The following is a 20592-nucleotide window of genomic DNA, read 5'->3' on the forward strand; positions in this document are numbered from 1 at the left end:
TGCCGTCACCTGCGCGGCCACCGTCCTCGCCGCGAACACCGTCGCCGCCCGTGTTGGCGGCGCGTCCGATACCCCTTGCGTGCCTTGGGAACCCTTGCGTGCCTTGGGAACCAAGGCTCCCGCTCGGGTACCCCGCCCGAGGGGACCCCTGTTTTCAACGTTACCGGCGTGGGGCGACAGTTCCCGGCCGTCTGGTGGCACCTGTGGACAACTGCGGCTCGGGCGTGTTCCGCACGAGGGCGGCCTCAGCTCGTTCGTCGTCGTGCCAGGTTGCCTCGGGTGGGACAAGCGGCCGGGGGTGGGACACGGCCTAGCGGGAGGCGGAGAGGAGGTCGGCCAGGCCGGACAGGAGGTGGTCGGGGCTGGGGGAGCGGGTGGGGTCGAGGAGCCACTGGAGGGCCAGGCCGTCGCAGACGGCGAGGATGAAGCCCGCGACCGCGGTGCAGCGGGGGTCCTCGGGGGAGACGTCGTCGGGGTAGGACGAGGCGACGATGGTGGCGATGCGGGTGCGGGTGCGGTGCTGGAGGGCGGCGAGCTGCTCGCGGAGGGCGGGGTCGCGCTCGGCCTGGGCGAGGGCCTCGACGAAGCTGAGCAGCAGGGCGCGCTTGTCGGCGAGGTGGCGCAGGACGGTGGCCCAGGTCAGGTGGGCCCGCTCGACCGGGGAGCTGGCCGGGTCGGCCAGGGCGACCTCGGCCAGCGCGTCGGTCCACTCCTCGAACACGGCGCCGAGGGCGGCGTTGAGCAGGCCGTTCTTGGAGCCGAAGTGGTAGCCGATGGAGGCCAGGTTCGTGCCCGAGGCGGCCACCAGGTCGCGGGCGGTGATGTGCGCGTAGCCCTTGTCCTCCAGCAGGCGGCGGGCGGCGGTGAGGAGCAGTTCGCGATGTCCCACCCGTGGATCGTAGTTGCCCCGTCCATCCGGTTGCCCCAGCCATCTATACGGATGTATAAATCGGGGGTCAGGGTGACCGAGACCACGGGAGGCCCCGTTGACCGCCGACGTCCGCACGCCCGTCGAGGGCCTGCCGCCCGGGCCCCGGCTGCCCAAGGTCGCCCAGACCGCGCTGTTCCTGCGCTCGCGCGCCCGGGTGTCGCCGCGCTGGCGGCGGCGCTACGGCGACGCGTTCACCGTGCGGCTCGCGGGCGGGCGCACGGTGGTGACCATCAGCAGGCCGGAGGACATCCGCGCGGTGTTCGCGGGCGCGCCGGAGGTCTACCACGCCGGTGAGGGCAACGCGATCCTCGCGCCGGTGATGGGCCAGGAGTCCCTGCTGATCCTCGACGAGGACGCGCACCTGGCCGCGCGCAAGCGCTTGATGCCCGCCTTCAACGGCGCCGCGCTGCGCGGGTACGCGGACATGATGGCCGAGCTGGCCGAGGCCGAGGTGTCCCGCTGGCCGCTCGACCGTCCCTTCCGGACGCACGCGAGCATGAACGCGGTGACGCTGGAGATCATCCTGCGGGTGGTGTTCGGCATGGCCGAGGGCGAGCGGCTGGCCGCGCTGCGCCCGCTCATCAACAAGGTCACCGACATCGGTCCGATCGACGTGCTCGGCTGGAGCTTCCCGAAGCTCAAGCACGTCTGGCCGTGGAAGCGCAACGTCGAGAACCTCAAGGCGGCCGACGCCCTGCTCTACGAGGAGATCGCCGAACGCCGCGGCGCGGACCTCACCGACCGCAACGACGTGCTTTCCCGGTTGCTCAAGGCCGACCCGGACGCGCGCGCGGTGGAACTGCGCGACCACATGATGACCCTGCTGCTCGCCGGTCACGAGACGACCGCGACCGCGCTGGCGTGGTCGCTGCACGAGCTCTCGCGCAACCCGGACGTGCTGCGCAAGGCGCAAGCCGCGGCCGACGCCGAGGACCACGAGTACCTGCAGGCGGTCACCAAGGAGGCGATGCGCAGCCGCCCGGTGATCTACGGCGTTGGCCGCCGGATCACCGAGCCGCAGGTGATCGCGGGCCACCGCATCCCCGCGGGCACGGTCATCTCCCCGTGCATCGGCCTGGTGCAGGACGACCCCGAGCACCACCCCGACCCGCGGGCGTTCCGGCCGGAGCGGTTCATCGGCGCCTCGATGGAGTCGGGCACGTGGATCCCGTTCGGCGGCGGGGTGCGGCGCTGCATCGGCGCCGGGTTCTCCTTGCAGGAGGCCGGGATCATCCTGCGCGCGATCCTGCTGCGCTACGACCTGGAGCCGGTGGGCGCGCCGGAACCCCAGCAGGCCCGCAACATCACCCAGGTGCCGCGCCGGGGTGCCCGGGTCATCGCCCGCCGTCGGTGACCGCGCACTCGGGTCCGCCGCGCCAGAGGGTGTCGGCGGACCCGGCGGCGAGGTGGCGCTCGTAGGTCTCGACCTTCCAGCGGATGACGTCGAGGGCGTCCTGCAGCTCGGCCATCTGCCGCACCACCTTCGCCTCGTGCGCGCGCAGGATCTCGAAGCGCTCCCGCTCGTTGCCCGCGCCCGCCCGCGCCAGCTCGGCGTAGCGGCGGATGTCGGCCAGCGACATGCCCGAGGACCGCAGCCGCGTGCACACCCGCAGCCAGGCGACCTCCTCCTCCCCGAACACACGGCGCCCGGCGGAGTTGCGCTCGACGGGCCCGACGAACAGGCCCTCCTTCTCGTAGAAGCGCAGCGTGTGCGTCGACAGTCCGGTCATCTCGCTGACCTCACCGATGGTCAGCGCCGTGCTCGGTGCAGCTGTCATGCCCCCCAGCGTAGGCCGTGCCGCACGAGGTGGCCGCGCCTGAGCGCTCGCCCTGGTGGCGGTGGGAATCGCGAACCCCGGCCCTGGGCGCGCTTGACCTAGAGGCGGCTCCAACTCCTAGCGTCGGCGGCGTTGTCGACGAAAGGCTGGACAGTGAGCACCACGTGGTTCATCACCGGGACGTCCTCGGGCTTCGGCAGGCTGCTGACCGAGCAGCTGCTGGAGCGCGGCGACCGGGTCGCCGCCACCCTGCGCAGGCCGGAGGCGCTGGACGACCTCACCGGGTACGGCGACCGGCTGTGGGTGCGGCAGCTGGACGTCACCGACACCGACCGGGTGCGCGCGGTGGTCGACGAGGCGTTCGCCGAGCTGGGCACCATCGACGTCATCGTGAACAACGCCGGGTACGGGGTGTTCGCCTCCGTGGAGGAGGCCACCGACGAGCAGGTGCGCGCGGTGGTCGAGACGAACCTGCTCGGCTCCATCCACGTCGTGCGCGCCGCGCTGCCGCACCTGCGGGCCCAGGGGTCGGGCCGCATCCTCCAGGTGTCCACCGCGGGCGGGCAGACGACGTACCCGAACTTCGCCTACTACCACGCGTCGAAGTGGGGCATCGAGGGCTTCTGCCAGACCGTCGCCGCCGAGGTCCGCCCGTTCGGCATCCACCTGACGATCGTCGAACCCGGCGCGACCCCCACCGGCTTCGGCACCGGCCTGGCCACCGCCCCCGCCATGCCCGAGTACGACGCCACCCCCGCGGGCGACACCCGCCGCGCGCTGGCCTCCGGCGCGTTCGCCCTGCCCAACGACCCGGCGAAGATCGCCCGCGCCATGGTCGAGCTGGTCGACAGCGGTGAGACCCCGCTGCGCCTGCCGCTGGGCCAGGACACCTACGACGACGTCCGCGCCGACCTGCGCGCCCGGCTGGCCGAGCACGAGGCCCACGAGCGGGTCGCCCGCTCGGTCGCGGCGGGCTGAGCCCGCTCGCTCAGAGCCGGCGGTTGGCCAGGACGGGCAAGGCCTCGCGGGTCCTGGCCACCACGTCGGTGTCGACGTCCCACAGCAGCATGTCCGGCTCGGGCCCGAGGGCGGCCACGACGGCCCCGGTGGGGGAGGCGACGACGCTGTGGCCGACGCCCAGCGGGGCCTTGCTCTCCAGGTCGGAGAAGGCCTGCCCGCAGGCCAGGACCCAGGCGGTCGAGTCCAGGGCCCTCGCGCGCACGAGCAGTTCCCACTGCTCGACCTTGCCCGGCCCGGAGCCCCAGGACGCGGCGACGACGATGGCGTGCGCGCCGCCCGCGGCCAGCGCCCGGTACAGCTCGGGGAAGCGGACGTCGTAGCAGGTGGTGATGCCGACCACGACGCCGTCCACCTCGACCGAGACCAGCTCGGTGCCGGGGGCGACGGTGCGCGACTCCTCGAACCCGAAGGCGTCGAACAGGTGGATCTTGTCGTAGCCCCGGTGCTGCCCGCGGCCGGTGACCAGCAGGGTGTTGCGCACCCGGTCTCCCGCGGGGGTGAACATGCCCGCCACCACGACGACCCCCGCGGCGTCGGCGGCCTCGGCGACCGCGGTGGCCCACGGGCCGTCGAGGGGTTCGGCCACCGGGCCCAGCGGGACGCCGAAGCGGCACTGGGTGGCCTCCGGGAACACGACCAGGTCCGCCCCCGCCCCGGCGGCGGCGCGCACCCCGGCGCGGACCCGCTCCAGGTTCTCGGCCGGGTCGGTCGTCGAGCTGATCTGGCAGAGCGCGGTACGCAATCCGCACACCCTCCTCCTCGGGGCCCGACTACCCTCGGGCCTCGTGCCGTTCCCACCTTCGCACCGCGGCCGCGTCGCCGCGGTGCTCGCCGCCGTCGCGCTGCTGCCCGGGTGCACCGGGGAGCCGAGCAGGCCCGCGTCGGGCGACCCCGGCGGGACCTCGCTGATCCTCGGCACCACCACCGAGCCTGCCACGCTCGACCCCCGGCAGGGGTACGCGCCGCACGGCGCGGCGCTGGTCTACGACGGGCTGGTCGAGCACCAGCCCGACGGCGGGCTCAAGCCGACCCTGGCCGCGGCCGCCCCGGTGCCCGCCGCCGACGGCCGGTCGTGGACGGTGGCGCTGCGCAACGACGTCAGCTTCACCGACGGCAGCGGGTTCGACTCGACCGCCGTGGTGGCCACCTACCGCAGCGTGCTGGAGCAGACCTCGCCGCTGCGCGCGGAGTACGAGGTGCTGGCCGGGGTGCAGGCCGTGGACAAGACCACCGTGCGGTTCGACCTCGTGCGCCCGGACCCCGACTTCCCCGACCTGCTCACCCTCGGCGTCGTCGCCACCGACGCGCAGGGCCAGCTCGTCGGGACCGGTCCGTACAAGGTGGCGTCGTGGGTGCGCCAGGACCGGTTGGAGCTGGTGGCGAACCAGGCCTACTTCGCCGGGCCGCCCGCCATCACCAAGGTGACGATCCGGTTCCTGCCCGACGACGACACCCGGGCCGAGGCCATGCGCGCGGGCGAGCTGGACGGCACCGTGCTGCCGCCCGCCCTCGCCGAGGGGTTCGAGACCGCCGACGGGCTGGCCGTGGTCGAGCACGGCAGCACCGACCTGCGGGCCGTCGCGCTGACCGGCTCCCCGGTGGCCGCCGACCCGGCCGTGCGCAAGGCGCTCAACCTCGCGGTGGACCGCGAGGCGCTGGTGCGCGACGCGCTGCGCGGCAAGGGCGAGGTCGCCTCGCTGCCGGTGCCGCCGCAGGTCGCGGAGCTGGTCGAGCCCACCGCCGCGCTCACCCGCGACGTCGCCGCGGCCAACCAGCTGCTCGACGCCGCGGGCTGGGTCGTCGGCGCGGACGGCACCCGGGCCAGGGCCGGGCAGCGGCTGGCCTTCCCGGTGTCCTACGACCAGCGCGACCAGGTCGACCGCGACCTGGTGACCGCCTTCGCCAAGCAGGTCGGGGCCATCGGTGTCGAGGTCACGCCCACCCCGGCGGCGGCCCAGGCCGCGCAGACCCCCTCGGTCACCTCCTTCGGCGACCCGTTCCGCACCGTCGGCGACCTGCGCCCGCGGTTCACCGGGGCCGTCGCCCAGGCGCTGGCCTCGGCCGACGCGGCCACCGACCCGGCGCAGCGGGCCGTGGAGGCCCGCGCCGCCCAGCGCGCGTACGCGGTGGACCCGACGCTGGTGGTGCTGGCCCAGGTCGACCACACCTACGTCCTGCGGCAGAACTGGACCGGCTACCGGCCGGTCGTGGACGCGACCGGCACCGACCAGACCTGGGGGCCGTGGTGGAACCTGGCGACCTGGACGCCCCGGTGACCGGGCCGCTCGACCTCGACCGGCTGCGCGCGGACACCCCCGGCTGCCTCGACCACGTCTTCCTCGACAGCGCGGGCTCCTCGCTGCCGCCCACCCCGGTGCTCGACGTCGTGCACGCGCACCTGCGCCGCGAGGCCGAGGTGGGCGGGTACCGGGCGCACGACGAGCGCCTCGACGACCTGGAGGCGGGCTACGGGGTGGTCGCGGAGCTGCTGGGCTGCGTGCCCGGCGACGTCGCCTTCACCGAGAGCGCCACCCGCTCCTGGCTCACCGCCGTCGACTCGGTGCCGCTGGCCGCGGGCGACCGGGTGCTGGTCACCGAGGCCGAGTACGCGGGCAACGCCATCCCGCTGCTGACCCTGGCCGAGCGCACCGGGTTCACCGTCGAGGCGGTGCCCTCCGACGGCACCGGCGCGGTGGACGTGGACGCGCTGACCGGGCTGCTCGACGAGCGGGTCAAGCTCGTGTCGCTGGTGCACGTGCCCACCAACGGCGGCCTGGTCAACCCCGTCCGCGAGGTCGTCGACGCCGCGCACGCGGTGGGGGCGCTGGTGCTGCTCGACGCCTGCCAGTCGCTCGGGCAGCTGCCGCTGGACGTGCGCGCGATGGGCGTGGACATGCTCAGCGCCACCGGGCGCAAGTGGCTGCGCGGGCCCCGGGGTACCGGGGTGCTGGTCGTGCCCGAGCACGTCCGCGCCCGGCTGCGCCCCCGGCTGGTCGACCTGCACAGCGGCGAGTGGACCGGGACGTCGCAGGTCGAGCTGCGCGCCGACGCGCGGGTGTTCGAGCTGTGGGAGCACAGCGCCGCGAGCAGGCTCGGGTTCATCGCGGCCGCCCGCTACGCCCTCGACCTGGGCGTCGACCGGATCGCCGCCGCCGTGTCCGACCGGGCCGAGCGGCTGCGGGCCGGGCTGCGCTCGGTGCCGGGCGTGCGGGTGCGCGACCTGGGCACCACGCGCAGCGGGCTCGTCACCTTCACCGTGGACGGCGTGGCCGCCGACGCCGTGCGCGACGGGCTGCGCGCCCGGGGCGTCACCACGACCGTCAGCAGGCTGGGGTCCACCCGGCTCGACATGACCCGACGCGGCCTCGACGAGCTGGTGCGGGCCTCCCCGCACTGCTTCGTCAGCCCCGAGCAGGTCGACGCGGCGGTGGCGGCGGTGGCCCGGCTGGCGTGAGCCGGGGCACCGGGGGCGGGGGTGGGCGGGCCGACGCCCTAGTCTGGACGGGTCAACCACCACGGAAGGACCCCCGTGCTCTCGCGTACCGACCTGCGCTCCGCGACCCCCTCCACCGCCGAACTGCGCCACGCGCTGCCGCGGGCCGAGGTCGACGTGGACGCGGCGCTGCATCTGGTGCGGCCGATCGTCGAGGACGTGCGGGCCAGGGGCGTCGAGGCGGCCCTGGAGCTGACCGAGCGGTTCGACGGGGTGCGCCCGCAGACCGTGCGGGTGCCCGCGGGCGAGCTGACCTCGGCGCTGGCCTTCCTCGACCCGGCGGTCCGCGCGGCGCTGGAGGAGTCCATCGCCCGCGCCCGGCTGGTGCACGCCGACCAGCGGCGGGTCGACAAGACCACCCAGGTCGTGCCCGGCGGCACCGTCACCGAGCGGTGGGTGCCGGTCGACCGGGTCGGCCTCTACGCCCCCGGCGGCCTGGCCGTCTACCCCTCCAGCGTGGTCATGAACGTCGTCCCGGCGCAGGCCGCGGGCGTGCGGTCGCTGGTCGTGTGCTCGCCCCCGCAGGCGGAGTTCGGCGGCAAGCCGCACCCGGCGATCCTCGCCGCGGCCGAGCTGCTGGGCGTCAGCGAGGTGTGGGCGGTCGGCGGCGCGCAGGCCCAGGCGCTGCTGGCCTACGGCGGCACCGACACCGACGGCCGCGAGCTGGAGCCGGTCGACGTGGTCACCGGCCCCGGCAACATCTACGTCGCCGCCGCCAAGCGGCTGCTGCGCGGCCTGATCGGCATCGACGCCGAGGCGGGCCCCACCGAGATCGCCATCCTGGCCGACCACACCGCCGACCCGGTGCACGTCGCCGCCGACCTGATCAGCCAGGCCGAGCACGACCCGATGGCCGCCAGCGTGCTCGTCACCACCTCCGAGCAGCTCGCCGACGCCGTCGACGCCGAGCTGGAGCGGCAGGTCAAGGCCACCAAGCACACCGAGCGGGTCACCACGGCGCTGTCCGGCCCGCAGTCGCGCACCGTGCTCGTCGCCTCCCTCGACGACGGCCTGCGCGTGGTCGACGCCTACGCCGCCGAGCACCTGGAGATCCAGACCGAGGACGCGAGCGCCGTCGCGGCCAGGGTGCGCAACGCGGGCGCGGTGTTCGTCGGGGCGTACTCGCCGGTGTCGCTGGGCGACTACTGCGCGGGCTCCAACCACGTGCTGCCCACCGGCGGCTGCGCGCGGCACTCCTCGGGGCTGTCGGTGCAGACCTTCCTGCGCGGCATCCACGTCGTCGACTACTCCGCCGACGCGCTGCGCGAGGTGGCCGGGCACGTCGTCGCCCTCGCCGACGCCGAGGACCTGCCCGCGCACGGGCAGGCGGTCACCGCGCGCTTCCGGGACGGGTCGTGAGCACCCCCGGCGCGGGCGCGCGCCTGTCCGACCTGCCGCTGCGCGAGGACCTGCGCGGCCGCTCCCCCTACGGGGCGCCGCAGCTGGACGTGCCGCACCAGCTCAACACCAACGAGAACCCGTACCCGCCGCCGCCGGAGCTCGTCGCGGACATCGCGGAGGCCGCCCGGGAGATCGCCGCCACCCTGCACCGCTACCCGGACCGGGACGCGGTGGCCCTGCGCACCGACCTCGCGGCGTACCTGTCCGGCGCCACCGGGCTGGGGCTGGGCGCGGCGAACCTGTGGGCCGCCAACGGGTCCAACGAGGTGCTCCAGCAGATCCTGCAGGCCTTCGGCGGCCCGGGGCGCTCCGCGCTGGGCTTCGAGCCGTCGTACTCGATGCACCCGATCATCGCCGCGGGCACCCGCACCGAGTGGGCGCCCACCCCGCGCCGGGCGGACTTCTCCCTCGACGTCGACGCCGCCGTGGCCGAACTCGCGCGGCGCAAGCCCGACGTGGTGTTCGTGACCAGCCCCAACAACCCGACGGGGCAGTCGATCCCGCTGGAGGACCTGCGCGCGCTCGTCACCGCGGCCCCGGGCATCGTCGTCGTCGACGAGGCGTACGCGGAGTTCTCCCCGCAGCGCAGCGCCGTGCACCTCATCGACGAGTTCCCCACGCAGGTCATCGTCAGCCGCACCATGTCCAAGGCGTTCGCCTTCGCGGGCGGGCGGCTGGGCTACCTCGCCGCCGCGCCCGCGGTGGTCGACGCGCTGCTGCTGGTGCGCCTGCCCTACCACCTGTCGTCGCTGACCCAGGCCGCCGCCCGCGCCGCCCTCCGGCACGCCGAGGGCACCCTCGCCTCGGTGCACCGGCTCGCGGGGGAGCGCGACCGGGTCGTCGAGGCGCTGCGCGGCCTCGGCGCCAGGGTCGTGCCCAGCGACGCCAACTTCGTCCTGTTCGGCCACTTCGCCGACCCGGCCGCCACCTGGCAGTCCTACCTGGACAGGGGCGTGCTCATCCGCGACGTTGGCATCCCCGGCCACCTGCGCGCCACCATCGGCACCCCCGAGGAGAACGACGCGTTCCTGGCCGCCACCAAGGAGGTCGTGCAGTGACCACACCGTCCACCCCGGACTCGCCCGCCCGCGTCGGCCAGGTCGAGCGCAGCACCCGCGAGTCGTCGGTGCTCGTGCGCGTCGACCTCGACGGCACCGGCCAGGTCGAGGTCGCCACCGGCGTCCCCTTCTTCGACCACATGCTCACCGCCTTCGGCAGCCACGGCAGCCTCGACCTCACCGTCCGCGCCACCGGCGACGTCGAGATCGACGCCCACCACACCGTCGAGGACACCGCCATCGTCCTCGGCCAGGCCCTGCGCCAGGCCCTCGGCGACAAGCGCGGCATCCGCCGCTTCGGCGACTGCTGGATCCCGATGGACGAGACCCTCGCCCACGCCGCCGTCGACGTCTCCGGCCGCCCCTACTGCGTCCACGTCGGCGAACCCGAGGTCATGGTCGGCTTCACCGTCGGCGGCAACTACCCCACGGTCCTCAACCGCCACGTCTTCGAGTCCATCGCCTTCCACGCCCAGATCGCCCTGCACCTGCGGGTCATCCACGGCCGCGACCCCCACCACATCACCGAGGCCGAGTACAAGGCCTTCGCCAGGGCCCTGCGCGCGGCCACCGAACCAGACCCCCGGGTGGGCGGCATCCCCTCCACCAAGGGCACCCTGTAGGAGGAGCGGCCCCGTGCCCACAGAGTTCGTCGTCGTCCTGCTCGCCGCCCTCGCGGGCATCCTCATCGGCGGGGCGTACTCCGCGTACAAGAACAGCTCCACGGTCGCGGCCGCCGTCCTGGGCGTCTTGGCGCTCCTGGCCGCCGGCGGTGCCGTCGCGTGGTTCGCCTCTTCCTGACCGTTGCGCTCGGCCCTCCGCTGCGCTCGGCTCTTGGCCGGCTTCGCCGGTTCTCCGCTGCGCGGGGCTCTTGAACAGCGGGGGCTTGGGTGGGTGGCCCGGTTGGGTGGATCCGCTTGGTCGGGGCCCCTATGACGATCATGTGCTGTCGGGCGGGAAAAGGCGGGCTGAAAAGACGCCCGCCCGTCCCGTTTGGGTAGCACATGATCGTCACCCCCGACCAAGCGAATCCACCCAACCGGGCAGTGCTCGCTGCCTGGGCTCGGCTTGTGGGGGTGGTCGCCTTGGTGCCTTCTCGTGCCACTTTGACCCAGGCTGGCGCGGGGGTAGCCCGGGCAAGGGGACCCCTGTTTTCAACGTTACCGGTGGGGGGTGACGGAACGGGAGTCCTGGGGAAGTGGCTGTGGACAGCCTGGCGGGGTGTGGACAACCGGCTGCACCAAGGGGGTCAGTCCTCCGCGGTGGTGCGCAGGCCCGGGGCGCCGGGGCCGAAGCGGGCCAGGCGGTCGTCGGTGTTGGCGAGGAGGCAGGACTTGAGGGAGAGGCAGCCGCAGCCGATGCAGGACTCCAGGTTGTCGCGGAGCTTCTTCAGGGCTTCGATGCGGGCGTTGAGCTCTCCGCGCCAGGTCTTGGAGAGGCGGTGCCAGTCGGACTTGGTGGGGGTGCGCTGGTCGGGGAGGGTGGCGAGGGCGTCGCGGATCTCCTCCAGGGAGAGGCCGACGCGCTGGGCGGTGCGGATGAAGGCGAGCCTGCGCAGGACGGCCCGGGGGTAGCGGCGCTGGTTGCCCGCGGTGCGGACCGAGTGGATGAGGCCGCGCTCCTCGTAGAAGCGCAGGGCCGTGTGGGGGACACCGCTGCGGTCGGCGACCTCGCCGATGGTCAGCACCTCGGGCAGCTTGGACACCCCGCCGAGACTACCTCCGGTCCGGGGGTGGGTGGGCCAGGGCTTCTCCCGCGCGAGGGGGCGGCAGCTCGCCAGTGGTGGTGGCGGGCCGCGGAACGCGGCCTAGCGGTGACCTCCAGGTAGGTCGAAGTACCGCGGGGGGACCTCGTCGGTGAGCCACACGCCGTTGGCGGTGCGGAAGAACTGGTGGCCCTCGGCGGCCATGGCGGCGGCGCGGACTTCCAGGACGACCGGCTTGCCGCGGCGGGCGCCGACGGCGGTGGCGGTGTCGCGGGTGGGGGACAGGTGCACGTGGTGGCGGGACATGGGTCTGATGCCCTCGACGGCGATGGCGCCCAGGGCCGCCGCGACGGTGCCGTGGAAGAGCACGTCAGGCGGGGCGGTGGGGGTCAGGCCCAGGTCGACCGGGACGGTGTGGCCCTGGCTGGCGCGGATGCGCAGGCCGTCGGGGTCGTACTCGAAGCGCTTCTTGTTGTTGGTCGCGACCACCTCGTCGAGGGTGGCGCGGTCCAGGCCCAGGGCGCGCAGCACGTCGGCGACGGGCACCCAGCCCGCCGGGTCCAGTTCCAGGCCCACGCCCGCCGGGTCGTGGCGCAGCGCCTTCGCCAGCCGCTTCGAGCGGCGGGTGATCTGCTTGTCGTCCATGTCGCCGCCGAGTCCACCACACCGCGGCCCCCCGGCGCCACGCAGTTGACCTCCAGCGCACTGGAGGTCGCAAGGTGGTGGCATGACGAAGGCATACGCGGACCTGCCCGCCCTCTACGGGCGGCTGACCGGCGACGAGAAGCACGACTGGGCGGCCGCCTCCACCCTCGACGTGCTGTGGGTGCTCTACGACCGCGTCCTGCGCGTGGACCCGGCCCACCCCGACGACCCCGGGCGCGACCGGTTCCTGCTCTCCAAGGGGCACGGGCCGATGGCGTTCTACTCCGTGCTGGCCGCCAAGGGGTTCATCGAGGAGTCCACTCTGGACGACTGGCTGTCATTCGGCTCGGTGCTCGGCTATCACCCCGACCGCACCCTGGTGCCGGGGGTGGAGATCGGCTCCGGCTCGCTCGGGCACGGGTTGCCCATCGGTCTCGGGCAGGCCATCGGGCTCACCGCGGGCCAGCGGGTGTTCGTGCTGCTGGGCGACGGCGAGCTGGACGAGGGCAGCAACCACGAGGCGATCGCCGTGGCCGGGCGGCGCGGGCAGGCCAACCTCACCGCCGTCGTCGTCGACAACGGCTCGGCCACCCACGGCTGGCCCGGGGGCATCGCCGCCCGCTTCGCCGTGGAGGGCTGGGCGACGGCCACCGTCGACGGCCGCGACCACGCCGCGCTCGAACGCGCGCTCACCACCGACCACCCCGGCGCCCCGCTCGCGGTCGTCGCCGAGATCGAGAAGGGCTGACCCATGACCACGACCACCACTTCCGGCGCCGCGACCACCACCACCACCACGACCACGACGACCGGCATGCGCGAGGAGTTCGTCCGCGTCACCACCGAGGCCATCGAGCAGGACGAGCGGGTCGCGCTGGTCATCGCAGCCATCTCCGCGGACCGGTTCACCTCAGCCCTGGCCCGCCACCCCGACCGGGTGGTCGACGTCGGCATCCGCGAGCAGGCCATGGTCGGCGTGGCGGCCGGGCTCGCGCTCACCGGGCACCGGGCCGTCGTGCACACCTACGTGCCGTTCCTCATCGAGCGCCCCTACGAGCAGGTCAAGCTCGACTTCGGCCACCAGGGCGTGCACCCGGTGCTGGTGAGCATCGGCGCCTCCTACGACGAGCCGTCCACCGGGCGCACCCACCAGGCGCCCGCCGACGTGGCGCTGGTCGACGCGCTGCCCGGCTACACCATCCACGTCCCCGGCCACGCCGCCGAGGTCGAACCGCTGCTGCGCGCCGCCCTCGCCTCCGACGAGCCGGTGTACCTGCGGCTGTCGCAGCGGCAGAACAGCGCGCCGATGCCCGCGACCGGCGGGCTCGTCCCGGTGCGGCACGGGTCGCTCGGCGTGGTGGTGGCCGTGGGGCCGGTGCTCGACCAGGTGCTCGCCGCGACGGAGGGGCTGGACGTGGCAGTGCTCTACACGGCGACCGCGCGGCCCTTCGACGCCGCCGGGCTGCGCGCGGCGGTGGACTCCGCGGCGCCGAACGTCGTCGTGGTGGAGCCGTACCTGCGCGACACGTCGGCTGGGGTGGTGGCCGCCGCGCTGCGCGACCTGCCGCACCGCCAGCTCGGGTTGGGCGTCCGGCGCGACGCCGAGGTGCACGCCTACGGCACGGTCGAGGAGCACGACGCCGTGCACGGGCTCGACCCGGCGGGCATCCGGGAGGCCGTGCGCGGGTTCCTGGGGGCCTGACGGCGGGTCAGGCGAAGGCGCGGGAGGGGGCTGGCTCGTCGGCGGTGAGGGCCAGCGCCTCCCGCGCGGTGGTGGGCAGCTCCTCCTCGACGGCCTCGCCACCCGCCTGGGCGACCAGCACCGCCACGGCCAGCGCGAGCCACACCACGATCAGCGGCACCGGCCACAGCACGGCCTCGCTGATCGCCAGGTAGGTGTTGACCGCGGCGGCCACCACCAGCGCCCCCGCGATGGTCCAGCGCGCCGGACCGCCCTCCAGGGCCCGGGTCAGGGTCATCCGCCGCACGATGCCTCCACTCCGCACAACCAGCCCCGACAGCGAACGTCAGGTACCCGCCCGGTGGGGTCGGCTACCCGCGCAGCGGTAACGATGTGGTTACAGAGGTCAGGTGTGCCGCGCGGCGCCAGGCGATTAGGCTGGAGGGGTGGCAAGCGTCGTCGTACTGGACTACGGGTCCGGCAACCTCCGCTCCGCTGAACGCGCCCTGCGCCGGGTCGGCGCCGACGTGGAGGTCACCTCCGACTTCCGCACCGCCGTCGAGTGCGACGCGCTCGTCGTGCCGGGCGTGGGCGCCTACGCGGCGTGCATGGAGGGGCTGCTGGGCGTCAAGGGCGACCGGATCATCGGCCGCAGGCTCGCGGGCGGGCGGCCCGTGCTGGGCATCTGCGTCGGCATGCAGGTGCTGTTCGAGCGCGGCATCGAGCACGGCGTGGAGACCGAGGGCTGCGGGCAGTGGCCCGGCACCGTCGACCGGCTGCGCGCCGAGATCGTGCCGCACATGGGCTGGAACACAGTGCGCTTCCCGGAGAAGTCCGTGCTGTTCCAGGGCATGCCCGAGGACACCCGCTTCTACTTCGTGCACTCCTACGCCGCGCGCTCCTGGGAGTTGCACCCCGAGCCGCCGATGCCCACCCCGCTGGTCACCTGGGCCGACCACGGCGGCGAGTTCGTCGCCGCCGCGGAGAACGGGCCGCTGTCGGCCACCCAGTTCCACCCGGAGAAGTCCGGGGACGCGGGCGCCCAGCTCCTGGAGAACTGGCTGCGGGAGTGGGCCCGATAGGCTCACCCGGGTGAGCTTCTACCTCCTCCCGGCCGTGGACATCTCCGACGGCAAGGCCGTCCGCCTCCACCAGGGGGAGGCGGGCACCGAGACGGTGTACGGCACCCCGCTCGACGCCGCCCTCGCCTGGCAGGCCGCTGGCGCCGAGTGGGTCCACGTCGTCGACCTCGACGCCGCCTTCGGCACCGGCGACAACCGCGCCATCACCGCCGAGATCGCCGGCACCCTCGACGTCAAGGTCGAACTCGCGGGCGGCATCCGCGACGACGCCACCCTCGCCGCCGCCCTGGCCACCGGCTGCGCCCGGGTCAACATCGGCACCGCGGCCCTGGAGAACCCCGACTGGTGCCGCCGCGTCCTGGCCGACCACGGCGACCGCATCGCCATCGACCTCGCCGTCAAGGGCACGCCCGGCTCCTACCGCCTCGCCACCCGCGGCTGGACCACCGAAGCGGGCGACCCCTGGGAAACCCTCACCCGCCTCGACGCCGACGGCTGCCCCCGCTACGTCGTCACCGACGTCAGCAAGGACGGCACCCTCGCGGGCCCGAACATCCCCCTCCTGCGCGAGTTCGCCGCCCGCACCACCGGCGCCATCGTCGCCTCCGGCGGGGTGTCGTCGGTGGCGGACCTGGAAGCCCTGGCCGCGCTGGAGCCCGAGGGCATCGAGGCCGCGATCATCGGCAAGGCCCTGTACAACGGGAACTTCGCGCTGGAGGACGCCCTCGCCGCCGTGCGGTGATCAGTCTCTGAACGCGTTCCGACGGGGGCGGTGGCGCGAGTGCCACCGCCCCCGTCGTGCCCTCGGCCCCGCAGCTCAGGTCAGCGAGACCGAGACGCCCACGGTGCCCTTGTCGCCGCGGCGGAGTTTGCTGCCGGTGGTGGTGAGCCAGCCCATGAGGCCGTAGCGCTTGCTGATCTTCCGGCGGACGGTGGCCGTCTCGGCTGCGGGCAGGAGGGTGGCGGTGGCCTTGCGGAAGGGGCCGGTGGGGGTGCCGCGCAGGGTGCAGGGGGCCACTTCGACCTCGGGGTTGTTGCGGATGCGCTTGACCTTGCCGGAGTCGGAGACGGTCCAGAAGAGCAGGTGGTCGCCTTCTCGGACGTGCCAGACGGGGGTGTCGACGGGCTTGCCGGTGCGGCGGAAGGTGCGGACGAGGAGGTACTTGCTGTCCGCCAGGGGGGTGAGGGCGTCGGCCATGGGGGGACGGTAGCGGGGTGGGGGTGGTGCCGCGTGTTCACCGCAAGTTCCGCCGAACAGGGGGTGTGACACCTCCTGGTGCGGTGTACCAATGATCCCGTGACCGTGGACCGCCGCAGATTCCTGAAGTCCTCCGCCGTCGCCGGTGGGGTGCTGCTGATCCCCGCGGGGGTGGTCGGGGCGGCGAGCGCCGCGGCCGGGCCCGCGCAGTTCGCCCACGGGGTCGCCTCGGGTGACCCGCTGCCGGGGGGTGTGCTGCTGTGGACGCGGGTGACGCCGACGCCGGAGGCGACGCCCGGGTCCGGGGTGGGGCCGGAGGTCGACGTGCGCTGGGAGGTGGCCACCGACGCGGCGTTCACCGCCGTGGTGGCCGCCGGCACCGCGCGCACCGGGCCCGCCGCCGACCACACCGTCAAGGTCGACGTGCGGGGGTTGGCGCCCGCCACGGCCTACCACTACCGGTTCAGCCTCGACGGCGCCACGTCCGCGGTCGGGCGCACCCGCACCGCCCCCGCCGCGGACGCCGCGGTGGGCAGGTTGCGGCTGGGGCTGGTGTCGTGCTCCAACTGGCAGGCGGGCTACTTCTCCAGCTACCGGCACCTGGCCGCGCGGGCCGACCTCGACGGCGTGCTGCACGTCGGTGACTACCTCTACGAGTACCGGGCGGGCAGCTACACCGCGCGCGGGGTCACCATCCGGCCGCACGAGCCCGCGAACGAGGTCGTCACCCTGGCCGACTACCGGCGCAGGCACGCCCAGTACAAGACCGACCCGGACCTGCGCGCGCTGCACGCCGCGCAGCCGTGGTTCATCACCTGGGACGACCACGAGTACGCCAACGACACCTGGTCCGGCGGGGCGGAGAACCACCAGCCCGACACCGAGGGCGACTGGGGCGCGCGCAAGGCCGCGGCGCGGCAGGCGTACTTCGAGTGGATGCCGGTGCGCCAGGGGCCGGGTGGGGAGATCTACCGCCGGTTCCGCTGGGGGCGGCTGGCCGAGCTGTCCATGCTCGACCTGCGCAGCTACCGCTCGTTGCAGACCACGCCGTCCTCGGGCGACCCCGCCGACCCGGCGCGCACCATCACCGGCGACCCGCAGATGGCGTGGCTCAAGTCCGGGCTCTCGGGCACCGACGCGCAGTGGAAGCTGGTCGGCAACTCGGTGATGATCACCCCGATCTCGGTGGGCAACCTGGAGGCGCGCTTCCTCGAAGCCGTCGGGGAGCTGATCGGGCTGCCGGTGGGCAACGTCGCCGCCAACTCCGACGCCTGGGACGGCTACACCGCAGACCGGCAGGAGCTGCTCGGGCACCTGCGGGACAACAAGGTCAAGAACACCGTCTTCCTCACCGGCGACATCCACTCCTCGTGGGCCGCCGACGTGCCGGTCGACCGGTCGAGCTACTGGTGGAACGGCAACAGCGCGGCGGTGGAGTTCGTCGGCACCTCGGTGACCAGCGACAACATCGACGACATCCTCAAGGTCGACCCGCGCACGGTGTCGCTGCTGGCCGAGGGCGGGCTCCAGCTCGGCAACCCGCACCTGAAGTACGTCGAGCTGGACAGCCACGGCTACTCGGTGGTCGACGTGACCCCCGAGCGCGTGCAGACCGACTGGTACTACCTGGCCGACCGCACCAGCCCGACCTCGACGGCCAGGTACGCCAAGTCCATGGCCACCCTCAGCGGCACCCAGAAGGTCCGCACCGCCTCCGGCCCGGTCGCCTGACCAGCGGGCTCCGGGTGGGCGACATGGCGCAGCTCACGCCGGGGCCCGCGCCGGGTCGGCGCCGTCCCGCAGCGGGCTGTTCCCGGGTGGCCGGCGGGAATCCGCTGCTCAGCGACCTGCGCACAATTGGCCGAGTGTTCAATTACCGGGGCAGGGGATTCGCCCGGTCGCCCCTGTCGGGCACCGCCGCGCGTCGCTAGCGTGGCCGCGTCGGCAGAAGTGAGGTGCCATGCGAACGGGTGAGCCCCTGTCCCACGCGCTGTCGACCCTGCGCGCCGACCGGCACGCCCTGCGCGGGGAGCACGCCCCCGCCCTGGTCGTCGCCGCGCTGCACCAGGGTGCCGTGCTGTGGGAGATGGCCGTGTCCGCCTTCGACCAGGGGGCGGGGGCGCTGGACGTGGTCGACGGGGTGGACCGGGCGCTGGCCCCCGGCCCGGAGCTGGCCGGGGAGTTCGCCAGGGCCAGGGAGCGCGCCGAGCACGCGCTGCCGGTGGCCGTCGACCGGTTCATGCTGGCGGTGGAGCCGGTGCTGGGCGAGCTGGAGGCGCGCTCGCAGGCGGTGGTGGGCAAGCTGCGCAAGGCCGCGGGCATGGAGCGCAAGTCGCAGAGCCGGTGGCGGGGCAGCGAGCGCCGGGCCACCCTGCTGGTCGAGCGCGACCTGGTCGTGGAGGAGGTGCGGGTCGCCATCGCCGCGCTGCTGGACGAGGTCGGCGCCGCGAAGTCCGCTTTGGACAAGTTCCTCGCCCGCAGCCCCCGCTAGGGTGGCCCACCGCCCAGGTACGCCTGCACCACCGGGCCCACCAGCGCGACGACCTCCTCGTCCGGGGCAGAGGCCAGCGGCTCCACCCGCACGACGTGGCGCAGCACCGCGAGACCGACCAGGTGCGCCGACATCGCCGTGGCGGCCAGCCGGGACACCCCCAGCGCGTCGGTGACCCTGGCCAGCACCGCCTCCTCCAGGAAGTCGCGCAGCATCGTCGCGGCGCGCTCGGTCGTGGCCACCGAGCGCAGCACCGCCAGGAACGCCTGCGCCGCCTCGGGGGTCGACCACAGCCGCAGGAACAGCCGCACCACCCGCTCGCCCGCCTGCTCGCGCGGTCCCTGCACCACCGTGGCCACCACCGCCTCGGGGTCCAGCGGCAGGCGCATCGCCTCCGCGAACAACCGGTCCTTGCCGCCGAAGAAGTGGTGCACCAGCGCGGGGGTGACGCCCGCGGCCTCGGCCACCGCGCGGATCGTCGTGCCCGCGAACCCGTGCTCGGCGAAGCGCGCGCGGGCCGCCCGCAGCACCGCGGCCCTGGTCCGCGTCGGCCCCGGCCTGCGCCCGCTGCCCGGCATCCGCGCCCTCCCCACTCCCGGCGGCCCGAGTATGGCCAACCCGTAGGCTCGCGGCATGCCAGTAGCGGTCCGTGTCATCCCCTGCCTCGACGTCGACGCCGGGCGGGTGGTGAAGGGCATCAACTTCACCGACCTGCGCGACGCGGGCGACCCGGTGGAGCTCGCCGCCGCCTACGACGCCGAGGGCGCCGACGAGCTGACCTTCCTGGACGTCACGGCCTCCTCGGCCGACCGGGAGACCACCTACGACGTGGTGCGCCGCACCGCCGAGCAGGTGTTCATCCCGCTCACCGTGGGCGGCGGCATCCGCGAGGTGGGCGACATCGACAAGCTGCTCCGCGCGGGCGCGGACAAGATCAGCATCAACACCGCGGCCATCGCCCGCCCGGACTTCCTGCGCGAGGCGTCGCACCGCTACGGCGCGCAGTGCATCGTGCTGTCGGTCGACGCCCGCCGGGTGCCCGCCGACCAGCCGCAGACCCCGTCCGGCTTCGAGGTCACCACGCACGGCGGGCGGCGCGGCACCGGCCTGGACGCGGTGGAGTGGGCCGAGCGCGGGCAGGAGCTGGGCGTGGGGGAGATCCTGCTCAACTCCATGGACAACGACGGCACCGAGGTCGGGTTCGACCTGCCGCTGATCGAGATGGTGCGCGGGCGCATCGACGTGCCGCTGATCGCCAGCGGCGGCGCGGGCGAGCTGGAGCACTTCCCGCCCGCGATCGGCGCGGGCGCGGACGCGGTGCTCGCCGCCAGCGTGTTCCACTTCGGCAGGTTGCGCATCGGCGAGGTCAAGGACGTGCTGCGCGGCTCGGGGGTCGAGGTCCGGTGACCAGGCCGCTGGAGGTGCGGCTGGCGCTGGCGCTGCTGTCCGGCGCGGCGCTGGTCTTCCTGCTGGAGGGCCTGGTGCTCCAGCTCACCTCCGACCCCGGGTTCCTGCGGCTGCCGCTGGTGGCGACCCTGCTCGCCGCCCTGGTGGTGGGCACCCTGTGGGCGCGGTGGCGGCTGGCCAGGCTCGCGGGCGGGGTGTTCGGGGTGCTCGTCGCGGTGCTGCACGTGATGATCGCGCTCAGCGACCAGGTGTGGTGGCTGCGGGTCGTGTCCGGGCTGCTGGCCGCCGCCAACGTCTACGCTGTCGTCCTGCTCCTGACCCGACCGGCCGACCTGCACTTCGGAGGACCCCGTGACTGACCGGCTCGACCCGGCGATCGCCGCGCGGCTCAAGCGCAACGCCGACGGGCTGGTGTGCGCGGTGGCCCAGCAGCACGACACGCGCGAGGTGCTGATGGTCGCCTGGATGGATGACGAGGCGCTGCACCGCACGCTGACCACCGGCCGGGCGACCTACTTCTCCCGCAGCCGCCAGCGGCTGTGGGTCAAGGGCGAGACGTCCGGGCACACCCAGGCGGTGCGCGACGTGCGGATCGACTGCGACGGCGACACCGTCCTGCTGCTCGTCGACCAGGAGGGCGGCGCCTGCCACACCGGCGACCGCACCTGCTTCGACGCGGGCCCGCTGCTCTGACGCGGCTGG

Annotated in this window: 25 protein-coding genes; 17 read left to right on the forward strand and 8 right to left on the reverse strand. The window is 74.2% G+C overall.

All coding sequences use genetic code 11. The features are described from left to right. Positions 1-310: 310 nt before the first annotated feature. On the reverse strand, positions 311-889 hold the full coding sequence (locus BJP25_RS05140; RefSeq protein ID WP_075973607.1) for a TetR/AcrR family transcriptional regulator: 579 nt from the start codon (positions 887-889) through the stop codon (positions 311-313). A gap of 97 nt (positions 890-986) precedes the next feature. Between BJP25_RS05140 and BJP25_RS05145 the strand changes: the two genes are divergently transcribed. Further along, the gene (locus tag BJP25_RS05145; RefSeq protein WP_075973608.1) at positions 987-2285 is read left to right on the forward strand and encodes a cytochrome P450; all 1299 of its coding nucleotides are present in this window, start codon (positions 987-989) and stop codon (positions 2283-2285) included. Here BJP25_RS05145 and BJP25_RS05150 read toward each other — a convergent pair. Then, the gene (locus tag BJP25_RS05150) at positions 2266-2709 is read right to left on the reverse strand and encodes a MerR family transcriptional regulator (protein ID WP_075973609.1); all 444 of its coding nucleotides are present in this window, start codon (positions 2707-2709) and stop codon (positions 2266-2268) included. The two genes, BJP25_RS05145 and BJP25_RS05150, sit on opposite strands and share 20 nt — an antisense overlap. A 153-nt stretch (positions 2710-2862) precedes the next feature. On the opposite strand from BJP25_RS05150, the gene BJP25_RS05155 reads away from it, so the two are divergent. After that, a complete protein-coding gene (locus BJP25_RS05155) occupies positions 2863-3687 on the forward strand; it encodes an SDR family oxidoreductase (RefSeq protein WP_075973610.1) in 825 nt (274 codons plus the stop codon). Between the two features lie 10 nt (positions 3688-3697). Here BJP25_RS05155 and BJP25_RS05160 read toward each other — a convergent pair whose 3' ends face one another. Next, complete coding sequence (locus BJP25_RS05160) at positions 3698-4471, reverse strand: carbon-nitrogen hydrolase family protein (protein WP_075973611.1); 774 nt, start codon at positions 4469-4471, stop codon at positions 3698-3700. Positions 4472-4514: 43 nt separating this feature from the next. On the opposite strand from BJP25_RS05160, the gene BJP25_RS05165 reads away from it, so the two are divergent. The 6 genes from BJP25_RS05165 to BJP25_RS34010 all read left to right on the forward strand — a co-directional run bounded on the left by BJP25_RS05165 (position 4515) and on the right by BJP25_RS34010 (position 10482). Continuing rightward, complete coding sequence (locus BJP25_RS05165; RefSeq protein ID WP_075973612.1) at positions 4515-6005, forward strand: ABC transporter substrate-binding protein; 1491 nt, start codon at positions 4515-4517, stop codon at positions 6003-6005. After that, on the forward strand, positions 5975-7183 hold the full coding sequence (locus BJP25_RS05170; protein WP_332888625.1) for an aminotransferase class V-fold PLP-dependent enzyme: 1209 nt from the start codon (positions 5975-5977) through the stop codon (positions 7181-7183). Before BJP25_RS05165 ends, BJP25_RS05170 begins: the two co-directional genes overlap by 31 nt. 75 nt (positions 7184-7258) lie before the next feature. Beyond that, complete coding sequence (gene hisD / locus BJP25_RS05175; protein ID WP_075973613.1) at positions 7259-8581, forward strand: histidinol dehydrogenase; 1323 nt, start codon at positions 7259-7261, stop codon at positions 8579-8581. Then, positions 8578-9681 (forward strand): histidinol-phosphate transaminase, encoded by a 1104-nt coding sequence (locus BJP25_RS05180; protein WP_075973614.1) that lies wholly within the window; start codon positions 8578-8580, stop codon positions 9679-9681. Before hisD ends, BJP25_RS05180 begins: the two co-directional genes overlap by 4 nt. Then, positions 9678-10304, forward strand: a complete 627-nt coding sequence (gene hisB, locus BJP25_RS05185; protein ID WP_075973615.1) for an imidazoleglycerol-phosphate dehydratase HisB — start codon at positions 9678-9680, stop codon at positions 10302-10304. Before BJP25_RS05180 ends, hisB begins: the two co-directional genes overlap by 4 nt. Positions 10305-10317: 13 nt before the next feature. Further along, on the forward strand, positions 10318-10482 hold the full coding sequence (locus BJP25_RS34010; protein ID WP_158075599.1) for a hypothetical protein: 165 nt from the start codon (positions 10318-10320) through the stop codon (positions 10480-10482). Positions 10483-10930: 448 nt separating this feature from the next. On the opposite strand, the gene soxR is transcribed toward BJP25_RS34010, so the two are convergent. Further along, positions 10931-11386, reverse strand: coding sequence for a redox-sensitive transcriptional activator SoxR (soxR, locus tag BJP25_RS05190; protein WP_075973616.1), 456 nt, complete (start codon positions 11384-11386; stop codon positions 10931-10933). 102 nt (positions 11387-11488) lie between these two features. After that, positions 11489-12031, reverse strand: coding sequence for an RNA 2'-phosphotransferase (locus BJP25_RS05195; protein ID WP_075973617.1), 543 nt, complete (start codon positions 12029-12031; stop codon positions 11489-11491). 82 nt (positions 12032-12113) lie between these two features. Between BJP25_RS05195 and BJP25_RS05200 the strand changes: the two genes are divergently transcribed. Together BJP25_RS05200 and BJP25_RS05205 are read left to right on the forward strand one after the other, a co-directional pair. Beyond that, the gene (locus BJP25_RS05200) at positions 12114-12779 is read left to right on the forward strand and encodes a thiamine pyrophosphate-dependent enzyme (RefSeq protein ID WP_075973618.1); all 666 of its coding nucleotides are present in this window, start codon (positions 12114-12116) and stop codon (positions 12777-12779) included. Positions 12780-12782: 3 nt separating this feature from the next. Further along, positions 12783-13733 carry a transketolase family protein gene (locus BJP25_RS05205; protein ID WP_084793696.1) on the forward strand — a complete coding sequence of 317 codons (951 nt, stop codon included), beginning with the start codon at positions 12783-12785 and terminating at the stop codon, positions 13731-13733. Between the two features lie 7 nt (positions 13734-13740). On the opposite strand, the gene BJP25_RS05210 is transcribed toward BJP25_RS05205, so the two are convergent. Continuing rightward, positions 13741-14010 (reverse strand): hypothetical protein, encoded by a 270-nt coding sequence (locus tag BJP25_RS05210; RefSeq protein ID WP_075973619.1) that lies wholly within the window; start codon positions 14008-14010, stop codon positions 13741-13743. Between the two features lie 148 nt (positions 14011-14158). On the opposite strand from BJP25_RS05210, the gene hisH reads away from it, so the two are divergent. After that, positions 14159-14794: an imidazole glycerol phosphate synthase subunit HisH gene (gene hisH / locus BJP25_RS05215; RefSeq protein WP_075973620.1), complete on the forward strand. Its 636-nt coding sequence runs from the start codon at positions 14159-14161 to the stop codon at positions 14792-14794. A 10-nt stretch (positions 14795-14804) separates the two neighbouring features. After that, positions 14805-15536, forward strand: coding sequence for a bifunctional 1-(5-phosphoribosyl)-5-((5-phosphoribosylamino)methylideneamino)imidazole-4-carboxamide isomerase/phosphoribosylanthranilate isomerase PriA (priA, locus tag BJP25_RS05220; protein WP_075973621.1), 732 nt, complete (start codon positions 14805-14807; stop codon positions 15534-15536). A 75-nt stretch (positions 15537-15611) separates the two neighbouring features. On the opposite strand, the gene BJP25_RS05225 is transcribed toward priA, so the two are convergent. Beyond that, the gene (locus BJP25_RS05225; protein ID WP_075973622.1) at positions 15612-15992 is read right to left on the reverse strand and encodes a PPOX class F420-dependent oxidoreductase; all 381 of its coding nucleotides are present in this window, start codon (positions 15990-15992) and stop codon (positions 15612-15614) included. A gap of 99 nt (positions 15993-16091) precedes the next feature. On the opposite strand from BJP25_RS05225, the gene BJP25_RS05230 reads away from it, so the two are divergent. Continuing rightward, positions 16092-17723 carry an alkaline phosphatase D family protein gene (locus BJP25_RS05230; RefSeq protein WP_143218884.1) on the forward strand — a complete coding sequence of 544 codons (1632 nt, stop codon included), beginning with the start codon at positions 16092-16094 and terminating at the stop codon, positions 17721-17723. A gap of 229 nt (positions 17724-17952) precedes the next feature. Further along, positions 17953-18483: a hypothetical protein gene (locus tag BJP25_RS05235; RefSeq protein ID WP_075973624.1), complete on the forward strand. Its 531-nt coding sequence runs from the start codon at positions 17953-17955 to the stop codon at positions 18481-18483. Here the strand turns inward: BJP25_RS05235 and BJP25_RS05240 are convergent. Beyond that, positions 18480-19061 carry a TetR/AcrR family transcriptional regulator gene (locus BJP25_RS05240; protein ID WP_075973625.1) on the reverse strand — a complete coding sequence of 194 codons (582 nt, stop codon included), beginning with the start codon at positions 19059-19061 and terminating at the stop codon, positions 18480-18482. The two genes, BJP25_RS05235 and BJP25_RS05240, sit on opposite strands and share 4 nt — an antisense overlap. A gap of 55 nt (positions 19062-19116) precedes the next feature. On the opposite strand from BJP25_RS05240, the gene hisF reads away from it, so the two are divergent. From hisF to hisI, 3 genes are read left to right on the forward strand one after another with little or no spacing between them, the layout of a single operon-like run. Then, the gene (gene hisF / locus BJP25_RS05245; protein ID WP_075973626.1) at positions 19117-19890 is read left to right on the forward strand and encodes an imidazole glycerol phosphate synthase subunit HisF; all 774 of its coding nucleotides are present in this window, start codon (positions 19117-19119) and stop codon (positions 19888-19890) included. Then, entirely contained in the window at positions 19887-20249 is a 363-nt protein-coding gene (locus BJP25_RS05250) for a hypothetical protein (RefSeq protein ID WP_075973627.1), read from the forward strand. Before hisF ends, BJP25_RS05250 begins: the two co-directional genes overlap by 4 nt. Beyond that, entirely contained in the window at positions 20242-20583 is a 342-nt protein-coding gene (gene hisI / locus BJP25_RS05255; protein ID WP_075973628.1) for a phosphoribosyl-AMP cyclohydrolase, read from the forward strand. Before BJP25_RS05250 ends, hisI begins: the two co-directional genes overlap by 8 nt. Positions 20584-20592 lie beyond the last annotated feature (9 nt).

The sequence above is a fragment of the Actinokineospora bangkokensis genome (assembly GCF_001940455.1).
Classification (GTDB): domain Bacteria; phylum Actinomycetota; class Actinomycetes; order Mycobacteriales; family Pseudonocardiaceae; genus Actinokineospora; species Actinokineospora bangkokensis.